Origin of the sequence: Nocardioides sp. 616, from assembly GCF_002930065.1 — a bacterium.
GTDB classification, from domain to species: Bacteria; Actinomycetota; Actinomycetes; order Propionibacteriales; family Nocardioidaceae; genus Nocardioides; species Nocardioides houyundeii.
This window is the reverse complement of record NZ_POAG01000017.1, coordinates 296,561-311,121: the sequence shown is the minus strand read 5'-3', so window position 1 is coordinate 311,121 and position 14,561 is coordinate 296,561. Positions and strand designations below refer to the sequence as shown.

Annotated in this window: 15 protein-coding genes; 14 read left to right on the top strand and 1 reads right to left on the bottom strand. The window is 69.8% G+C overall.

The window, feature by feature from the left end; translation table 11 throughout:
• Positions 1–4: 4 nt before the first annotated feature.
• Entirely contained in the window at positions 5–883 is an 879-nt protein-coding gene (locus C5H89_RS07915) for a PD-(D/E)XK nuclease family protein (RefSeq protein WP_104106470.1), read from the bottom strand.
• 96 nt (positions 884–979) lie between these two features.
• On the opposite strand from C5H89_RS07915, the gene C5H89_RS07910 reads away from it, so the two are divergent.
• The 14 genes from C5H89_RS07910 (at position 980) to tatC (ending at position 14,557) form a co-directional block, all read left to right on the top strand.
• Positions 980–2,146 carry a site-2 protease family protein gene (locus tag C5H89_RS07910; RefSeq protein WP_240181762.1) on the top strand — a complete coding sequence of 389 codons (1,167 nt, stop codon included), beginning with the start codon at positions 980–982 and terminating at the stop codon, positions 2,144–2,146.
• 127 nt (positions 2,147–2,273) lie between these two features.
• Positions 2,274–3,203 carry a tRNA (adenine-N1)-methyltransferase gene (locus tag C5H89_RS07905; protein ID WP_104106838.1) on the top strand — a complete coding sequence of 310 codons (930 nt, stop codon included), beginning with the start codon at positions 2,274–2,276 and terminating at the stop codon, positions 3,201–3,203.
• Positions 3,204–3,316: 113 nt separating this feature from the next.
• The gene (gene arc / locus C5H89_RS07900; RefSeq protein ID WP_101524469.1) at positions 3,317–5,065 is read left to right on the top strand and encodes a proteasome ATPase; all 1,749 of its coding nucleotides are present in this window, start codon (positions 3,317–3,319) and stop codon (positions 5,063–5,065) included.
• A gap of 3 nt (positions 5,066–5,068) precedes the next feature.
• Complete coding sequence (locus tag C5H89_RS07895) at positions 5,069–5,416, top strand: hypothetical protein (RefSeq protein WP_104106469.1); 348 nt, start codon at positions 5,069–5,071, stop codon at positions 5,414–5,416.
• Positions 5,417–5,447: 31 nt separating this feature from the next.
• Positions 5,448–6,956, top strand: a complete 1,509-nt coding sequence (gene dop / locus C5H89_RS07890) for a depupylase/deamidase Dop (RefSeq protein WP_104106468.1) — start codon at positions 5,448–5,450, stop codon at positions 6,954–6,956.
• A 19-nt stretch (positions 6,957–6,975) separates the two neighbouring features.
• Positions 6,976–7,173: a ubiquitin-like protein Pup gene (locus tag C5H89_RS07885; protein WP_101524466.1), complete on the top strand. Its 198-nt coding sequence runs from the start codon at positions 6,976–6,978 to the stop codon at positions 7,171–7,173.
• Entirely contained in the window at positions 7,173–8,015 is an 843-nt protein-coding gene (gene prcB, locus C5H89_RS07880) for a proteasome subunit beta (RefSeq protein ID WP_104106467.1), read from the top strand. Before C5H89_RS07885 ends, prcB begins: the two co-directional genes overlap by 1 nt.
• A 37-nt stretch (positions 8,016–8,052) precedes the next feature.
• Positions 8,053–8,970 (top strand): proteasome subunit alpha, encoded by a 918-nt coding sequence (gene prcA, locus C5H89_RS07875; RefSeq protein WP_104106466.1) that lies wholly within the window; start codon positions 8,053–8,055, stop codon positions 8,968–8,970.
• A gap of 65 nt (positions 8,971–9,035) precedes the next feature.
• Entirely contained in the window at positions 9,036–10,397 is a 1,362-nt protein-coding gene (gene pafA, locus C5H89_RS07870) for a Pup--protein ligase (protein ID WP_104106465.1), read from the top strand.
• Between the two features lie 124 nt (positions 10,398–10,521).
• Positions 10,522–11,415, top strand: a complete 894-nt coding sequence (locus C5H89_RS07865; protein WP_104106464.1) for an FKBP-type peptidyl-prolyl cis-trans isomerase — start codon at positions 10,522–10,524, stop codon at positions 11,413–11,415.
• A gap of 36 nt (positions 11,416–11,451) precedes the next feature.
• Entirely contained in the window at positions 11,452–12,426 is a 975-nt protein-coding gene (locus C5H89_RS07860; RefSeq protein WP_104106463.1) for a WYL domain-containing protein, read from the top strand.
• The gene (locus C5H89_RS07855) at positions 12,423–13,448 is read left to right on the top strand and encodes a WYL domain-containing protein (RefSeq protein ID WP_104106462.1); all 1,026 of its coding nucleotides are present in this window, start codon (positions 12,423–12,425) and stop codon (positions 13,446–13,448) included. Before C5H89_RS07860 ends, C5H89_RS07855 begins: the two co-directional genes overlap by 4 nt.
• A 1-nt stretch (position 13,449) precedes the next feature.
• The gene (gene tatA, locus C5H89_RS19495) at positions 13,450–13,710 is read left to right on the top strand and encodes a twin-arginine translocase TatA/TatE family subunit (RefSeq protein WP_101524460.1); all 261 of its coding nucleotides are present in this window, start codon (positions 13,450–13,452) and stop codon (positions 13,708–13,710) included.
• Positions 13,711–13,717: 7 nt separating this feature from the next.
• Positions 13,718–14,557, top strand: coding sequence for a twin-arginine translocase subunit TatC (tatC, locus tag C5H89_RS07845; protein ID WP_240181761.1), 840 nt, complete (start codon positions 13,718–13,720; stop codon positions 14,555–14,557).
• The last annotated feature ends 4 nt before the right edge of the window (positions 14,558–14,561 follow it).

Below are 14,561 nucleotides of genomic sequence, written 5' to 3'. Positions count from 1 at the left end.
GGCCTCACACCGCAGCAGCGGAAGCTGGGGGAGTGCCGCCGAACGCCGGGCACAGTGACTGGTAGGAACACCAGGAGCAGAGCCGGCTGGGACTGGGACGCCAGTCGCCGGTCTCCTCCGCAAGGCGGATCGCGCGCCACAGCGCCTCCACCTTGCGCTCGGTGGCCGCGAGCTCGGCCTCGTCGGGGCAGTGGCGCAGGATCTCCCGGTTGCCGAGGTAGACCAGCTGCAGCATGGCCGGAACAACGCCTCGGGTGCGCCAGATCATGAGCGCGTAGAACCGCATCTGGAACAGGGCAGCAGCCTCGTGCATCGGACCCGGGGACCGGCCGGTCTTGTAGTCCACCACCCTGATGGCGCCGTCGGCGGCGACGTCCAACCGGTCGACGAAGCCGCGCAGCAGCAGTCCGGAGCCCAGCAGCGTCTCCACGTAGGACTCCCGCTCCGCCGGCTCCAGCCGCCGCGGGTCCTCCAGCTCGAAGTAGCTCGCCAGCGCGTCGGAGCAGGTGGCCAGCCAGGTGTCGAAGTCGTCGGCCTCTCCAGCGGGGTCGAACAGCGCGGCCACGCTGGGCTCGGTCTCGAGCACCTGCTGCCAGGCGAGCTGGAGCAGGCCCGCGGCTCGGAGCGGAGTGCGGTCCGCGGCAGGCAGGTCGTAGAGCTGCTCGAGCACCTTGTGCACCAGCGTGCCCCGGAGCGCCTCGCGGGTCGGCTCCTCCGGGAGCAGGTCGATGGTCCGGAACCGGTAGCGCAACGGACAGGTCATGAAGTCGTTGGCCCGGCTCGGCGAGAGCGTCGCCACCACCTCGACGCCGTCGACCGGCGTGGAGAACAGGTCCGCCGGCGAGGACCTGGAAGTGGCGGCCGGCACGGGTGCTGCGCTCATGGTTCGAGACTAGGTCAGCACACCGACGTCCCTGAGCCGGTGGCGGACGCCAGGTCACAGGCCTGGGCGCTGGGCGGCCTTGGGTAGGGTCTAGGGGTGTCCGAGCCGTCCCAGTCCCGCCAGCAGGCCCCCGGGACCGAGCGGTCGCGCCGCCCCCCGGGCACCCTGAGGATCGGGTCCATCGCCGGGGCCGACGTGCTGGTCAGCACCTCCTGGTTCTTCATCGCCGCGATCATCGCCGTCCTGGTCGCCCCCCGCATCGAGCAGGTGGAGCCCGGCCTCGGCGTCTGGAAGTACGTCGCGGGCGTGGTGTTCGCGGTGATGCTCTACCTCTCGGTGCTGCTGCACGAGGCGTCGCACGCCCACATGGCCCGTCACTACGGCTATCCGGTCACCTCCATCACGTTGCACTTCCTCGGCGGGATGACCGCCATCGAGGGGGAGTCGCGCACTGCTCGTCAAGAGCTCGTCATCGCCGTGGTCGGCCCACTCACCTCGTTGCTGGTCGGCGCCGCGGCCCTGGCCGCGTGGTTCGTCGTCCCCGAGGGCCTGCTGCAGGTCGCCATCGAGGGACTGGCGGGGGCCAACCTGCTGGTCGGGGTCCTCAACCTGGTGCCCGGGCTGCCGCTGGACGGTGGACGGGTGCTGAAGGCCGTCGTGTGGGGGGTCACCGGCAACATGCACCGGGGCACCATGGTGGCCGGCTGGGGCGGCCGGATCGTCGCCCTGCTGATCCTGTCCTGGCCGTTGTTCCAGAACGAGGTGCTGGGGGTCCCGCCCACCTTCGTGGACTACCTGCTGGTGGTCGTGCTCGCGCTCTTCCTGTGGGCCGGGGCCAGCGCCTCCATGCACCAGGCCCGGGTGCGGCGCCGGCTCCCCGCGCTGGACGCCCGTCGGCTGGCCCGGCGTAGCGTCACGGTGGCCGAGGACCTGCCGCTGGCACAGGCCGTCCGGCTGGCCCAGGAGGCCCACGCGGGCAGCATCGTGACCTTGGGTCCCGACGGCCGGCCGTCGGGGATCGTCAGCGAGGCCGCGTTGCTGGCCACGCCGGTGGAGCGACGACCCTGGGTCCCGGTCTCGAGCGTGGCCCGGAGCCTGGAGGACGGACTCGCACTGTCTGCCGGGATCGCCGGCGAGGAGCTGGTCCGTGCGATCAGCCACACACCGGCCCACGAGTACCTGTTGCTGGACGCCGACGGTGCCATCTACGGGGTGCTGTCGACGGTCGATGTCGATCGGGCCTTCCGGGAGGCCGCGCACTAGGGTTTCGGCCATGCCCGACCTCGTGCCTGACCCCCTGCCCGACCCCGCCCCCGACGCCGCGCCCGACCTCCCGCGCGACGACGCCGAGGAGACCGTCCCCGACGTGCCCCAGGACGCCTGGTCCGGCGTGCACCGAGGCCCGCTCCGGGTCGGCGAGTGGGTCCGGCTGCTCGACCAGAAGGGTCGGCGGCACAACTTCGAGCTGGTGGCCGGCAAGCGCTTCTTCTCCAACCGGGGGCACCTCGAGCACGACGAGCTCATCGGGCGTGAGGAAGGCTTCACCGTGACCTCCTCGGCCGGAGGCGAGTACCTCGTCTTCCGGCCCCTGCTCTCGGAGTTCGTGGTCTCCATGCCACGCGGCGCGGCCGTGATCTACCCCAAGGACGCCGCGCAGATCGTGGCGTCGGCCGACATCTTCCCCGGCGCCCGGGTGGTCGAGGCCGGTGCCGGCTCCGGCGCCCTGACGTGCTCGCTGCTGCGTGCGGTGGGACCGCACGGCAAGGTGATCAGCTTCGAGCGCCGCGAGGAGTTCCACGACGTCGCCAAGCGCAACGTCGACCAGTTCTTCGGCGAGGGGCACCCCGCCTGGGAGCTGCGTCTGGGTGACCTGGTCGAGGAGCTGCCCGGCGTGGCGGAGAAGGTGGACCGCGTCGTCCTGGACATGCTGGCCCCGTGGGAGTGCGTCGACGTCGTCGCCGACGCCCTGGTCCCCGGCGGCATCGTGTGCGTCTACGTCGCCACGACCACCCAGCTCTCGAAGGTGGTGGAGACGCTGCGGGTGCACGGTGGCTTCACCGAGCCGCAGGCGTGGGAGTCCTTGGTCCGGGACTGGCACGTGGAGGGTCTGGCCGTCCGGCCGAGCCACAAGATGATCGGCCACACCGCCTTCCTGGTCACCGCCCGACGCATGGCTCCCGGCCAGCGGCCGCCGCTGAAGAGGCGCCGGCCGGCGCCGGGGGCCTACGGCCCCGACTACACCGGCCCCCGGCCCGCCGACGTGCCGCAGGAGCCCTTGGAGCAGCCGGTCGCGGAGAGCGTCGAGGACCAGCGAGAGTAGGTCGCGACACCTGACGGGAGGCGCGCCACGGGACGAATCGTGACCAACACAATGGGATAAGTCCTTCCCAATTGGCCCCCCGTGGGTAGTGTCCTGAAAAGGAGGTGACGCAGATGACATTCTCGGACAGCGGCCCCAGAGGACGCAGCCCTGAAGAGCTCGCAAGCCAGCTCAGTGCGATGGAGCTGGAGATGGCCGACCTGAGGCGTCGCCTCGCGAATGCTCCCGGCGAGAACCGCGGCGTCGAGCTGCGGCTGGCCGACACCCAGCGGTCCCTGGCGGCCGTCACCAGCCAGAACGAACGACTGGCCCAGACCCTTCGCGAGGCCCGCGACCAGATCATGAAGCTGAAGGAGGAGGTCGACCGGCTGGCGCAGCCTCCCGCCGGCTTCGGCACCTTCCTGGCCCGCAACGACGACGGCTCCGTCGACGTGTTCACCGGCGGGCGCAAGCTACGGGTCAACGTCAGCCCGGCCGTGGAGCTCACCGAGCTGGTCCGTGGCCAGGAGGTCATGCTCAACGAGGCGATGAACGTCGTCGCCGCCTTCGACTTCGAGCAGATCGGCGAGGTCGTGATGCTCAAGGAGCTCCTCGCGGACGGGGAGCGCGCCCTGGTCATCGCCAACGCCGACGAGGAGCGCGTGGTGCGCCTCGCGGCGCCCCTGCTGGAGGGGACCCTGCGCGCGGGTGACTCGCTGCTGCTCGACTCGCGCTCCGGCTACGTCTACGAGCGGGTGCCCAAGTCCGAAGTCGAGGAGCTGGTCCTGGAGGAGGTCCCCGACATCGACTACGAGTCGATCGGCGGGCTGGTAGCCCAGATCGACGCGATCCGGGACGCGGTGGAGCTGCCCTACCTGCACCCGGACCTGTTCAAGGACCACAAGCTGAAGCCGCCGAAGGGCGTGCTGCTCTACGGTCCGCCGGGGTGCGGCAAGACGCTGATCGCCAAGGCGGTGGCCAACTCGCTCGCCAAGAAGGTGGCGGCCAAGACCGGTGCCGAGGGCAAGTCCTACTTCCTCAACATCAAGGGCCCCGAGCTGCTCAACAAGTACGTCGGCGAGACGGAGCGGCACATCAGGCTCGTGTTCCAGCGGGCCCGGGAGAAGGCCAGCCTCGGCACCCCGGTGATCGTGTTCTTCGACGAGATGGACTCGTTGTTCCGCACCCGCGGCTCCGGGGTCTCCTCCGACGTGGAGAACACCATCGTGCCCCAGCTGCTGAGCGAGATCGACGGGGTCGAGACCCTGGAGAACGTGCTGGTGATCGGCGCCTCGAACCGCGAGGACATGATCGACCCGGCGATCCTGCGACCGGGCCGGCTGGACGTGAAGATCAAGATCGAGCGGCCGGACGCCGAGTCCGCACGCGACATCTTCAGCAAGTACCTCACGCCCGACCTGCCCCTGCACGCCGAGGACCTGGCGGAGTTCGGCGGTGATCGGGTGGCCTGCACGAACGCGATGATCCGGGCCACGGTGGAACGCATGTACACCGAGACCGAGGAGAACAGGTTCCTCGAGGTCACCTACGCCAACGGGGACAAGGAGGTCCTCTACTTCAAGGACTTCAACTCCGGGGCGATGATCCAGAACATCGTCGACCGCGCCAAGAAGATGGCCATCAAGGACCTGCTGGACCACGACCAGCGCGGTCTCCGGGTCCAGCACATGCTCCAGGCGTGCGTGGACGAGTTCAAGGAGAACGAGGACCTCCCCAACACCACCAACCCCGACGACTGGGCACGGATCTCCGGCAAGAAGGGGGAGCGGATCGTCTTCATCCGCACCCTGATCACCGGCAAGCAGGGGACGGAGCCCGGACGGTCCATCGACACCGTCGCCAACACCGGCCAGTACCTCTGACCCATGCCGGGGGAAGAGATCGAGCCGACGGAGACGGAGGCGCTCCTCCAGACCCGGCACGAGCTGGGAGCGAGGTACGACGCCGAGCTGGTGGCGGGGTTCGCCGAGCGAATCGAGCGGGCGGTGCAGGACCGGGTGGGCGACGAGCTCGCGCGGCGGCGGCGGGCCGAGGCGGCGGTGGCCGCCGCGGGGCCACGGCAGCTGGCGCTGGGGATCCTCTCGATCATCGCCTGCATCCCGATCAGCATCGTGCTGGGTGTCCAGGGCGAGCTGCCGGCGCTGGTGGTGGTGCTGGCCGCCATCGTGGCGATCAACTGGGCGCACGCGGCGACCGGCCGTCGCCTCCCGTAGGCGTGCTCGTGCGGCACGTAGTCTGGATCACATGAGCGTACGTCGGGTGATGGGGACCGAGGTCGAGTACGGGATCTCGGTGCAGGGGCAGCCGCAGGCCAATCCCATGCTGGCCTCCTCGCAGATCGTGAACGCCTACGCGACCGCGACGCTGCGTGCCCGGCGCGCCCGCTGGGACTTCGAGGAGGAGTCGCCGCTGCGCGACGCCCGAGGCTACGACATGGCCCGCCAGGTGGCCGATCCGAGCCAGTTGACCGACGAGGACCTCGGCCTGGCCAACATCATCCTGACCAACGGTGCCCGCCTCTACGTCGACCACGCCCACCCGGAGTACTCCTCCCCGGAGGTGACCAACCCGCTGGACGTGGTGCGCTGGGACAAGGCTGGCGAGCAGGTGATGCTGGACGCCTCGCTGCGCGCGAGCCAGCTCCCCAACGCGCCCCAGATCCTGCTCTACAAGAACAACACCGACAACAAGGGCGCCTCCTACGGCGCGCACGAGAACTACCTGATGCGGCGCTCCACCCCGTTCGCCGACATCGTGAAGCACCTGATCCCGTTCTTCGTCTCCCGCCAGGTGGTCTGTGGGGCCGGGCGGGTCGGGATCGGCCAGGACGGCAGCGGCCACGGGTTCCAGATCAGTCAGCGGGCGGACTTCTTCGAGGTCGAGGTCGGCCTCGAGACCACGCTCAAGCGTCCCATCATCAACACCCGCGACGAGCCCCACGCGGACCCCGAGAAGTACCGGCGGCTGCACGTCATCCTCGGTGACGCCAACCTGTCGGAGATCTCGACGTACCTCAAGGTCGGCACCACCTCGCTGGTGCTGGCGATGATCGAGGACCGGTTCCTGACCTACGACCTCACCGTGGAGAACCCCGTGGCCGCGTTGCGCGCGGTCTCCCACGACCCGACGCTGCGCCATCTGCTGACGCTGCGCGACGGTCGGCGGATGACCGCGGTCCAGCTCCAGATGGAGTACCTGGACCTGGCGCGCAAGTACGTCGAGGACCGGCACGGGTCGGACGTCGACGACCAGACCTCGGACGTGCTGGCCCGGTGGGAGTCGGTGCTGGACCGCCTCGAGCAGGACCCCCTCAGCTGCGCCAGCGAGCTGGACTGGGTGGCCAAGCTCAAGCTGCTCACCCAGTACCGCGACCGAGACGGTCTGGAGTGGGACGACGCCAAGCTGCACCTGATCGACCTGCAGTACTCCGACATCCGTCCGGCCAAGGGGCTCTACCACCGCCTGGTCGCCTCCGGCCGGATCCAGCGGCTGCTGACCGACGAGACCGTGGACGGCGCCATGCACGAGCCGCCGGAGGACACCCGGGCGTACTTCCGTGGCCGCTGCCTGGAGAAGTACGCCGGGGACGTGGCGGCCGCCTCGTGGGACTCGGTCATCTTCGACCTTCCCGGGCGAGAGTCGCTGCAACGCATCCCGACCAGCGATCCGCTGCGCGGCACCAAGGCGCACGTCGGGGGACTGCTGGACTCCTGCGACACCGCTGAGCGTCTCTTCGCCGCCCTCACGAGGTAGTTGGCTATAGGGTTCAAATATGTCCCAGGAGCAGAAGCAGCCGCGGAAGTCCTCCCATGACGAGGAGTCGCAGGCCGAGGTCGCCGAGAGCGACGTCGCCGAGCGCAAGGAGGCGATCGACGGGGACGTCGACGCGATTCTCGACGAGATCGACGACGTGCTGGAGACCAATGCCGAGGACTTCGTGAAGTCCTTCATCCAGAAGGGTGGCCAGTAGTGGCCGGACAGCTCGACGGACCACGTCTCCCGGCGGCGTACCTGCAGCCGGGGTCGTCCTCCTTCGCTGACTTCCTGGCCTCCCAGGCGCCGGACCTGCTGCCGTCCCACCAGCCACTGCCCGCCACGGACGCCAGCCATCTCGCACCGCACGGCACCACGATCGTGGCCGCCACCTTCCCGGGTGGCGTGGTGATGGCCGGGGACCGGCGGGCGACGATGGGCAACATCATCGCCCAGCGCGACATCGAGAAGGTCTTCCCGGCTGACGAGTACAGCTGCGTGGGGATCGCCGGCACCGCCGGGATCGCCGTGGAGATGGTGCGGCTGTTCCAGACCGAGCTCGAGCACTACGAGAAGATCGAGGGCACGACGCTCTCCATGGACGGCAAGGCGAACCGCCTGGCGGCGCTGATCCGGTCCAACCTCGGCATGGCCATGCAGGGGCTCGCGGTCGTTCCGTTGTTCGCGGGCTTCGACCTGGCCGCCGAGCACGGCCGGATCTTCTCCTACGACGTCACCGGCGGCCGTTACGAGGAGACCGCGTTCCACGCGGTCGGCTCCGGGTCGTTGTTCGCCCGAGGCTCGTTGAAGAAGCTCTACCGCGCCGACCTCGACGCCGACGGGTGCGTCACCGCTGCCGTGCAGGCTCTCTACGACGCCGCTGACGACGACTCCGCGACCGGTGGGCCCGACCTGGCGCGACGGATCTTCCCCGTCGTGCACGTCATCACCGCCGACGGGGGGCACCGCCTCAGCGACGACGAGGTGGCCCAGATCGCCGATCGGATCATCGCCAGCCGCATGGTGCGTCCGGACGGCCCAGCGGCCTCCCTGACGTGACCCCCTCTTCTCGCCCCGCCGGAAGGACCATGACCCGATGAGCACGCCTTTCTACGTCTCTCCCGAGCAGCTGATGAAGGACCGCGCCGACTTCGCGCGCAAGGGCATCGCCCGCGGCCGCTCCGTCGTCGTGGTCCAGTACGCCGACGGGGTCCTGTTCGTCTCCGAGAACCCGTCCCAGGCGCTGCACAAGGTCTCCGAGATCTACGACCGCCTCGCCTTCGCAGCGGTTGGCCGCTACAACGAGTTCGAGAACCTGCGGATCGCGGGGGTGCGCCTGGCGGACATGCGCGGGTACTCCTACGACCGACGTGACGTCACGGGCCGCAGCCTGGCCAACGCCTACGCACAGACACTGGGCACGATCTTCTCCAGCGGCGGCGAGAAGCCCTACGAGGTGGAGCTCTTCGTGGCCGAGGTGGGCGACGCCCCGGAGGCCGACCAGATCTACCGCCTGACCTACGACGGCCAGGTCGCCGACGAGCACGGCTACGCGGTGATGGGCGGGGCCGCTGACGTCGTGGCGGGTCACCTCAAGGAGCACTACGAGACCGGTGCCACCTTGCAGGACGCCCTGCGGCTGGCGGTCGCCGCGCTCGGCCACTCCGAGGCCAACGACCGGGTGATCCCGGTGGAGGACCTCGAGGTCGCGGTGCTGGACCGGACCCGCACCCAGGCCCGCAAGTTCTACCGCCTGCGGGCCGAGCGGCTGGTGGCCCTGCTCGGCGTGCGCGGCCCGAGCTCGGCGGCCGAGCCGCCCGGCGCCACGGACCAGGCGGCCACCGGGTCCGGCACCCCGGAGAGCGGCGCTGCGCAGCACCCGATCGCCCCTCCGCTGACCCCGCCCGCTGTGGGCGAGAGCCCTCCGGCCACCGGCGAGGGCGTCCACGACCCGGCGGCGCCCCCCGTGGCCCCGCCCGGTCCGCCGGTCGACCCGACGGACCCGCTGAGCTGACCCGGCGGCAAGACAGCGCCGTCGCTTGGGCCCCACGGTGTGGCTGGTGGCCCTAGTGTGGAGGAATGGACCGTCGGATCTTCGGGATCGAGAACGAGTACGGAGTCACCTGCACGTTCAACGGACAGCGTCGGCTGAGTCCCGACGAGGTTGCCCGCTACCTCTTCCGCAAGGTCGTCTCGTGGGGTCGCAGCAGCAACGTCTTCCTGCGCAACGGGGCGCGGCTGTACCTCGACGTCGGCAGCCACCCGGAGTACGCCACCCCGGAGTGCGACGACGTCGTCGAGCTGGTCACCCACGACAAGGCGGGGGAGCGGGTGCTGGAAGGCCTCCTCCTCGATGCCGAGCAGCGGCTGCACGACGAGGGCATCTCGGGCGACATCTACCTGTTCAAGAACAACACCGACTCGGCCGGCAACTCCTACGGCTGCCACGAGAACTACCTGGTCAGCAGAGCCGGCGAGTTCAGCCGTCTTGCCGACGTGCTGATCCCGTTCCTGGTCACCCGGCAGGTGCTGGTGGGGGCGGGCAAGGTCACCCAGACCCCGCGGGGAGCCACGTACTCGCTGTCCCAACGTGCCGAGCACATCTGGGAGGGAGTCTCCAGTGCCACCACGCGGAGTCGACCGATCATCAACACCCGCGACGAGCCGCACGCGGACGCCGAGAAGTACCGGCGGCTGCACGTCATCGTCGGTGACTCCAACATGAGCGAGACGACCACCATGCTCAAGGTGGCCTCCTGCGACCTGGTGCTGCGGATGATCGAGGAGGGCGTGGTGATGCGCGACCTCTCGATGGAGAACCCGATCCGGGCGATCCGTGAGATCTCCCACGACATGACGGGGCAGCGCAAGGTCCGCCTGGCCAACGGGCGCGAGGCCAGCGCCCTGGAGATCCAGGGCGAGTACCTCGGCAAGGCTCGGGACTTCGTCGACCGGCGCGGCATCTCCACACCGTTGATCGAGCAGGCGCTGGACCTGTGGGAGCGCGGCCTGAAGGCGGTGGAGTCCGAGGACCTGGGACTGGTCGACCGCGAGCTCGACTGGGTGATCAAGTGGAAGCTGATCGAGCGCTACCGCGCCAAGAACGACCTGGCGCTGGGTCATCCGCGGGTGGCGCAGATCGATCTGGCCTACCACGACATCCACCGCGACCGGGGCCTCTACTACCTCCTGGAGAAGCGCGGCGCAGTGGCCCGGGTGACCAACGACCTGAAGATCTTCGAGGCCAAGTCGGTGCCGCCCCAGAACACTCGGGCCCGGCTGCGTGGGGAGTTCATCCGCAAGGCCCAGGAGCGACGCCGTGACTTCACCGTCGACTGGGTGCACCTCAAGCTCAACGACCAGGCCCAGCGCACCGTGCTGTGCAAGGACCCGTTCCGGGCCCACGACGAGCGTGTGCAGCGGCTCATCGACGGCATGTGAGTCCTTGCCAGGAACCCTTTGCTGCCGGGCTAGGGTTGGCGGCGCTCCTCCGAAGTCCTGACTATGTGAAAGTTGTTCGCCTGTGCCTCGTCGTGCCTTAGCAGCCTCCGTCCTGACCCTCAGCATGCTGTCCCTCGTCGCCTGTGGCGACGACTCCGGTGACGACTCCGCCGGTTCGGGGATCGAGTCCGTCGACATCAAGGCGACCGCGGGCAAGGCCCCGGAGGTCACCTGGGACGGCAAGCTCGACCCCAGCAAGGTGGAGACCGAGGTGCTGGTCGAGGGCGACGGTGACGAGACCGTGTCCGGCGACAACGTGCTGACCCACATCTGGATGGGCAACGGCTTCACCCAGGCGGAGGCCTACAACAGCTACTCGGGGACCGCCCCGCAGATCCTGAATCTCTCCGACGACCTCGGCAAGGGTCTCCAGGCCGGACTCGAGGGTCAGAAGATCGGTTCGGTCGTGGCCGTCGCGGCGCCGGCCAAGGACGCCTTCGGCGAGGAGGGCAACCCCCAGCTGGGTATCGGCAACGGCGACAGCGTGCTCTTCGTCCTCGAGCTGGTGGACACGGTCGCCACCGACCCCCAGGGCGAGGAGAAGACGCCGGCCAAGTGGACGCCCGAGGTCCTCGAGGAGGACGGCAAGGTGACCGGCTTCGACTTCGCCGAGACCCCGAAGCCCAACGGCAAGCTGTGGGTCACCAAGCTGATCAAGGGTGACGGGCCGGTGGTGAAGAAGGGCCAGACGATCTACGTCAACTACCTCGGCCAGGTCTACGACGGCAAGGCCCCCTTCGACGAGTCCTACAGCGCCGGAATGCCCGCCAGCTTCCCGATCGGTGTCGGGCAGGTCGTGCCGGGCTGGGACAAGGCGCTCGTCGGTCAGACCGTCGGTTCGCGCGTGGTCGTGGCGGTCCCGCCCGCCCTGGGCTACGGCAAGAAGGGGCAGCCGGACGCCGGCATCAAGGGCACCGACACGCTGTTCTTCGTCGTCGACATCCTCGCGGCCGCCTGAGCCACGCCGCACCCCGACCACCCGCCGGAGGCGATGATGACGAACCGCAGGAGCGAGCGCCTGCTCAACCTGCTCATCATGCTGCTCGTCCAGCGGCGCTTCGTCTCCAAGGCCCGAATCCGGGAGATCCTCTACCCGGGCCAGAACGAGGACGCCTTCGAGCGGATGTTCGACCGGGACAAGGAGGAGCTGCGCAGCCTCGGAGTCCCGGTGGAGGTGGGGACGCTGGACACCTACTTCGACGACGAGGTGGGCTACCGGATCCGGATGGACGAGTTCGCGCTCCCCGAGATCAGCCTGTCGGCCGACGAGGCGGCGGTCGTGGGGCTGGCGGGCAAGGTGTGGCAGCACGCCACCCTGGCCGAGGCGACCACCGAGGCGCTGCGCAAGCTGGCTGCGGCCAAGGTGCCCGTCGACGTCGCCGCCCTGGACATCGTCGAGCCCCACATCAGCGTCGACGAGCCTGCCTTCGACGTGTTCTGGCAGGCCACCCAGGAACGTCGGGCGGTGGTGTTCTCCTACCGGCGCCCGGGGTCGGAGGAGCCGACCACCCGCCACCTCCAGCCCTGGGGCGTGGTGCGCTACTCCGGGCGGTGGTACGCCGTGGGACTGGACACCGACCGCGGGGCCGAGCGGGTCTTCCGGCTCTCCCGCATCGTGGGCGCGGCCCGGCTGGTGGGCCAGCCCGGCGGCTACGACATCCCTGAGGGCACCGACATCCGCGGTATCGCCACCCGCCTGGCACCGCCGCCTCAGGCGGAGGCCGTCACCGTGCTGCTGCGTGCGGGGACCGGCCACGGGCTGCGCCGGATGGCCGTCTCCACCGTGGCAGGAGTCCCCGGACCTGATGCGGTGACCCCCTGGGACCGGGTGCAGGTCCTCGGCAACGCCGGGGTGCTGGCCGACGAGGTGCTGGCACAAGGGGCCGACGCCTGCATCGAGGCTCCTGAGTCCCTGCGCCACGAGGTGCGCGACCGGCTCACCGCCCTGGTCGCGGGTGGTGCTGGATGAGCACCACCGGGACCGGAGCACGCGAGCAGGTCGCCCGCCTGCTGACCCTCGTCCCGTTCCTGCACGCGCGCGGGTCGGTGCGGCTGGACGACGCCGCGGCCGCGATGGGCGTCTCGAGCCAGCAGGTCGTGAAGGACCTGAAGGTCCTCCTGATGTGCGGGTTGCCGGGCGGCTACCCGGACGACCTGATCGACGTCGACCTCGATTCCCTGGAGGGGGAGGACGCCGACGGGGTCATCCGGATCTCCAACGCCGACTACCTCTCTCGTCCCCTGCGGCTGACGCCCACGGAGGCGACCGCTCTCATCGTCGCCCTGCGTGCGGTGCGCGACAGCGCTCCGGCCGACACCCAGGAGGTCGTCGACCGGACCCTGCGCAAGCTCGAGCAGGCGGCGGCCGAGGGCAGTGCCCATCACCAGGTCGAGATCGATCCCAGCGACGGCGGCGTGGCGGACGTGCGCAGCGCCCTGGAGTCGGCCCTGGCGCGGGGGCGTCAGGTGTGCCTGAACTACTGGGTTCCCACCCGCGACGAGGCCTCGGACCGCGTGGTCGACCCGATCCAGGTCTTCTCCGCCAACGGCTTCGACTACCTCGCAGGTTGGTGCCACTCCGCCGAGGGCACGCGCGTCTTCCGGCTGGACCGGATCCATGACATCGCGGTGCTCGACGCCCCGGCCCAGGCTCACCCTGCGGCGCCGCACGACCTGTCCGAGTCCTTGTTCCGTGGTCCCGCCGACGGCCGCCTGGTCACCCTCCGGCTCCGCCCGGGGGCCCACTGGGTCCCGGAGTACTACCCGGTGGCCGAAGTCCGGCACGTCGGTGACGGTCTGCTCGAGGTCGACCTGCTCGTGGCGGACGTGCGGTGGCTGCGCCGGCTGGTGCTGCGCCTGGCGCCGAACGCCGACGTGCTGGGTCCCGACGATGTGGTCGCGGCGTGTTCGGTGGCCGCCAGGGACGCCTTGGCGCTGTACTCCGGCGCCACCGGCGTAGGATTGGACTCTCATCGACCACCCGAGGACTGACATGACTCTGCCGCCGCTGATCGCCGGTCTGGGCACGACCGAGCTGCTCATCATCCTGGCTGTCCTGGTGCTGCTCTTCGGTGCCTCCAAGCTCCCCGAGCTGGCCCGGGGGAGTGGCCGCGCGCTGCGCATCTTCAAGGCAGAGACCAAGGGTCTCCTCGACGATGACGAGGCCAAGACGCCCGAGCAGCTCGAGCTCGAGGCCCGGCGGCGCCAGGACGACCCCACCCAGCCGCCGTACCGCGACGACAACCCCGCCTGACCGCGCGGTGATCCGGGGCATCATCGCGGTGCTGCGGGGGACCCCCCAGCACCCGGTCGGACCCGACGGCAGGATGCCGCTGTCGGACCACGTACGAGAGCTGCGCGCCCGACTGGTGCGCTCGTCGCTGGTGCTGCTGGTGGTCTTCGTCGGCGCGCTGTTCTTCTACGACCAGCTGTTCGCCCTGGTGCTCGAGCCCTACAACGACGCCCGCGAGCAGCTGGGCCAGAGCGTGGAGACCAAGGCCTACGTCCAGGGCGCGACGGGGCCCCTGCTGATGCAGCTCAAGCTCTGCGGCGTGGCGGCCATCGTGCTCGCCAGCCCCTACTGGCTCTCCCAGATCTGGGGCTTCGTGGTCCCCGGGCTGCACCGCAACGAGCGCAAGTGGTCGCGCATCTTCGCCGCCGTCGCCGGCCCTCTCTTCCTGGCCGGGGTGGCCGTGGGGTACTACGTGCTGCCCAAGGGGCTGGAGGTGCTGATCGGCTTCACCCAGGAGAGCCTGGAGAACCTCGTCGAGTTCGGTGACTACTTCTCCTTCTTCACCCGGATGCTGCTGGTCTTCGGGATCGCCTTCGAGATCCCGCTGTTCGTGATCATGCTCAACCTCGCCGGGGTGGTGAGCGGCGCAGCGCTGGGTCGCTACCGCCCCTGGATCATCATCGGGACCTTCGTCTTCGCTGCGGTGGCGACGCCCTCGACCGATCCGTTCTCCATGCTCATGCTGGCCGTCCCGATGCTGGTGCTGTTCCTGCTGGCCGAGATCGCCGCACGGGTGGTGGACCGGGTCCGGGCACGCCGCCGTGCCGTCGTCCCGGGGTGGGCGGACGACCAGCCGTCCCCCCTCTGACAGG

Bases quoted from the DNA above. Each gene is read 5' to 3' on its own strand.
- C5H89_RS07915 (WP_104106470.1), bottom strand. From the start codon at position 883: ATGAGCGCAGCACCCGTGCCGGCCGCCACTTCCAGGTCCTCGCCGGCG.
- arc (WP_101524469.1), top strand. From the start codon at position 3,317: ATGACATTCTCGGACAGCGGCCCCAGAGGACGCAGCCCTGAAGAGCTC.
- C5H89_RS07895 (WP_104106469.1), top strand. From the start codon at position 5,069: ATGCCGGGGGAAGAGATCGAGCCGACGGAGACGGAGGCGCTCCTCCAG.
- dop (WP_104106468.1), top strand. From the start codon at position 5,448: ATGAGCGTACGTCGGGTGATGGGGACCGAGGTCGAGTACGGGATCTCG.
- C5H89_RS07885 (WP_101524466.1), top strand. From the start codon at position 6,976: ATGTCCCAGGAGCAGAAGCAGCCGCGGAAGTCCTCCCATGACGAGGAG.
- prcA (WP_104106466.1), top strand. From the start codon at position 8,053: ATGAGCACGCCTTTCTACGTCTCTCCCGAGCAGCTGATGAAGGACCGC.
- pafA (WP_104106465.1), top strand. From the start codon at position 9,036: ATGGACCGTCGGATCTTCGGGATCGAGAACGAGTACGGAGTCACCTGC.
- C5H89_RS07865 (WP_104106464.1), top strand. From the start codon at position 10,522: ATGCTGTCCCTCGTCGCCTGTGGCGACGACTCCGGTGACGACTCCGCC.
- C5H89_RS07860 (WP_104106463.1), top strand. From the start codon at position 11,452: ATGACGAACCGCAGGAGCGAGCGCCTGCTCAACCTGCTCATCATGCTG.
- C5H89_RS07855 (WP_104106462.1), top strand. From the start codon at position 12,423: ATGAGCACCACCGGGACCGGAGCACGCGAGCAGGTCGCCCGCCTGCTG.
- tatA (WP_101524460.1), top strand. From the start codon at position 13,450: ATGACTCTGCCGCCGCTGATCGCCGGTCTGGGCACGACCGAGCTGCTC.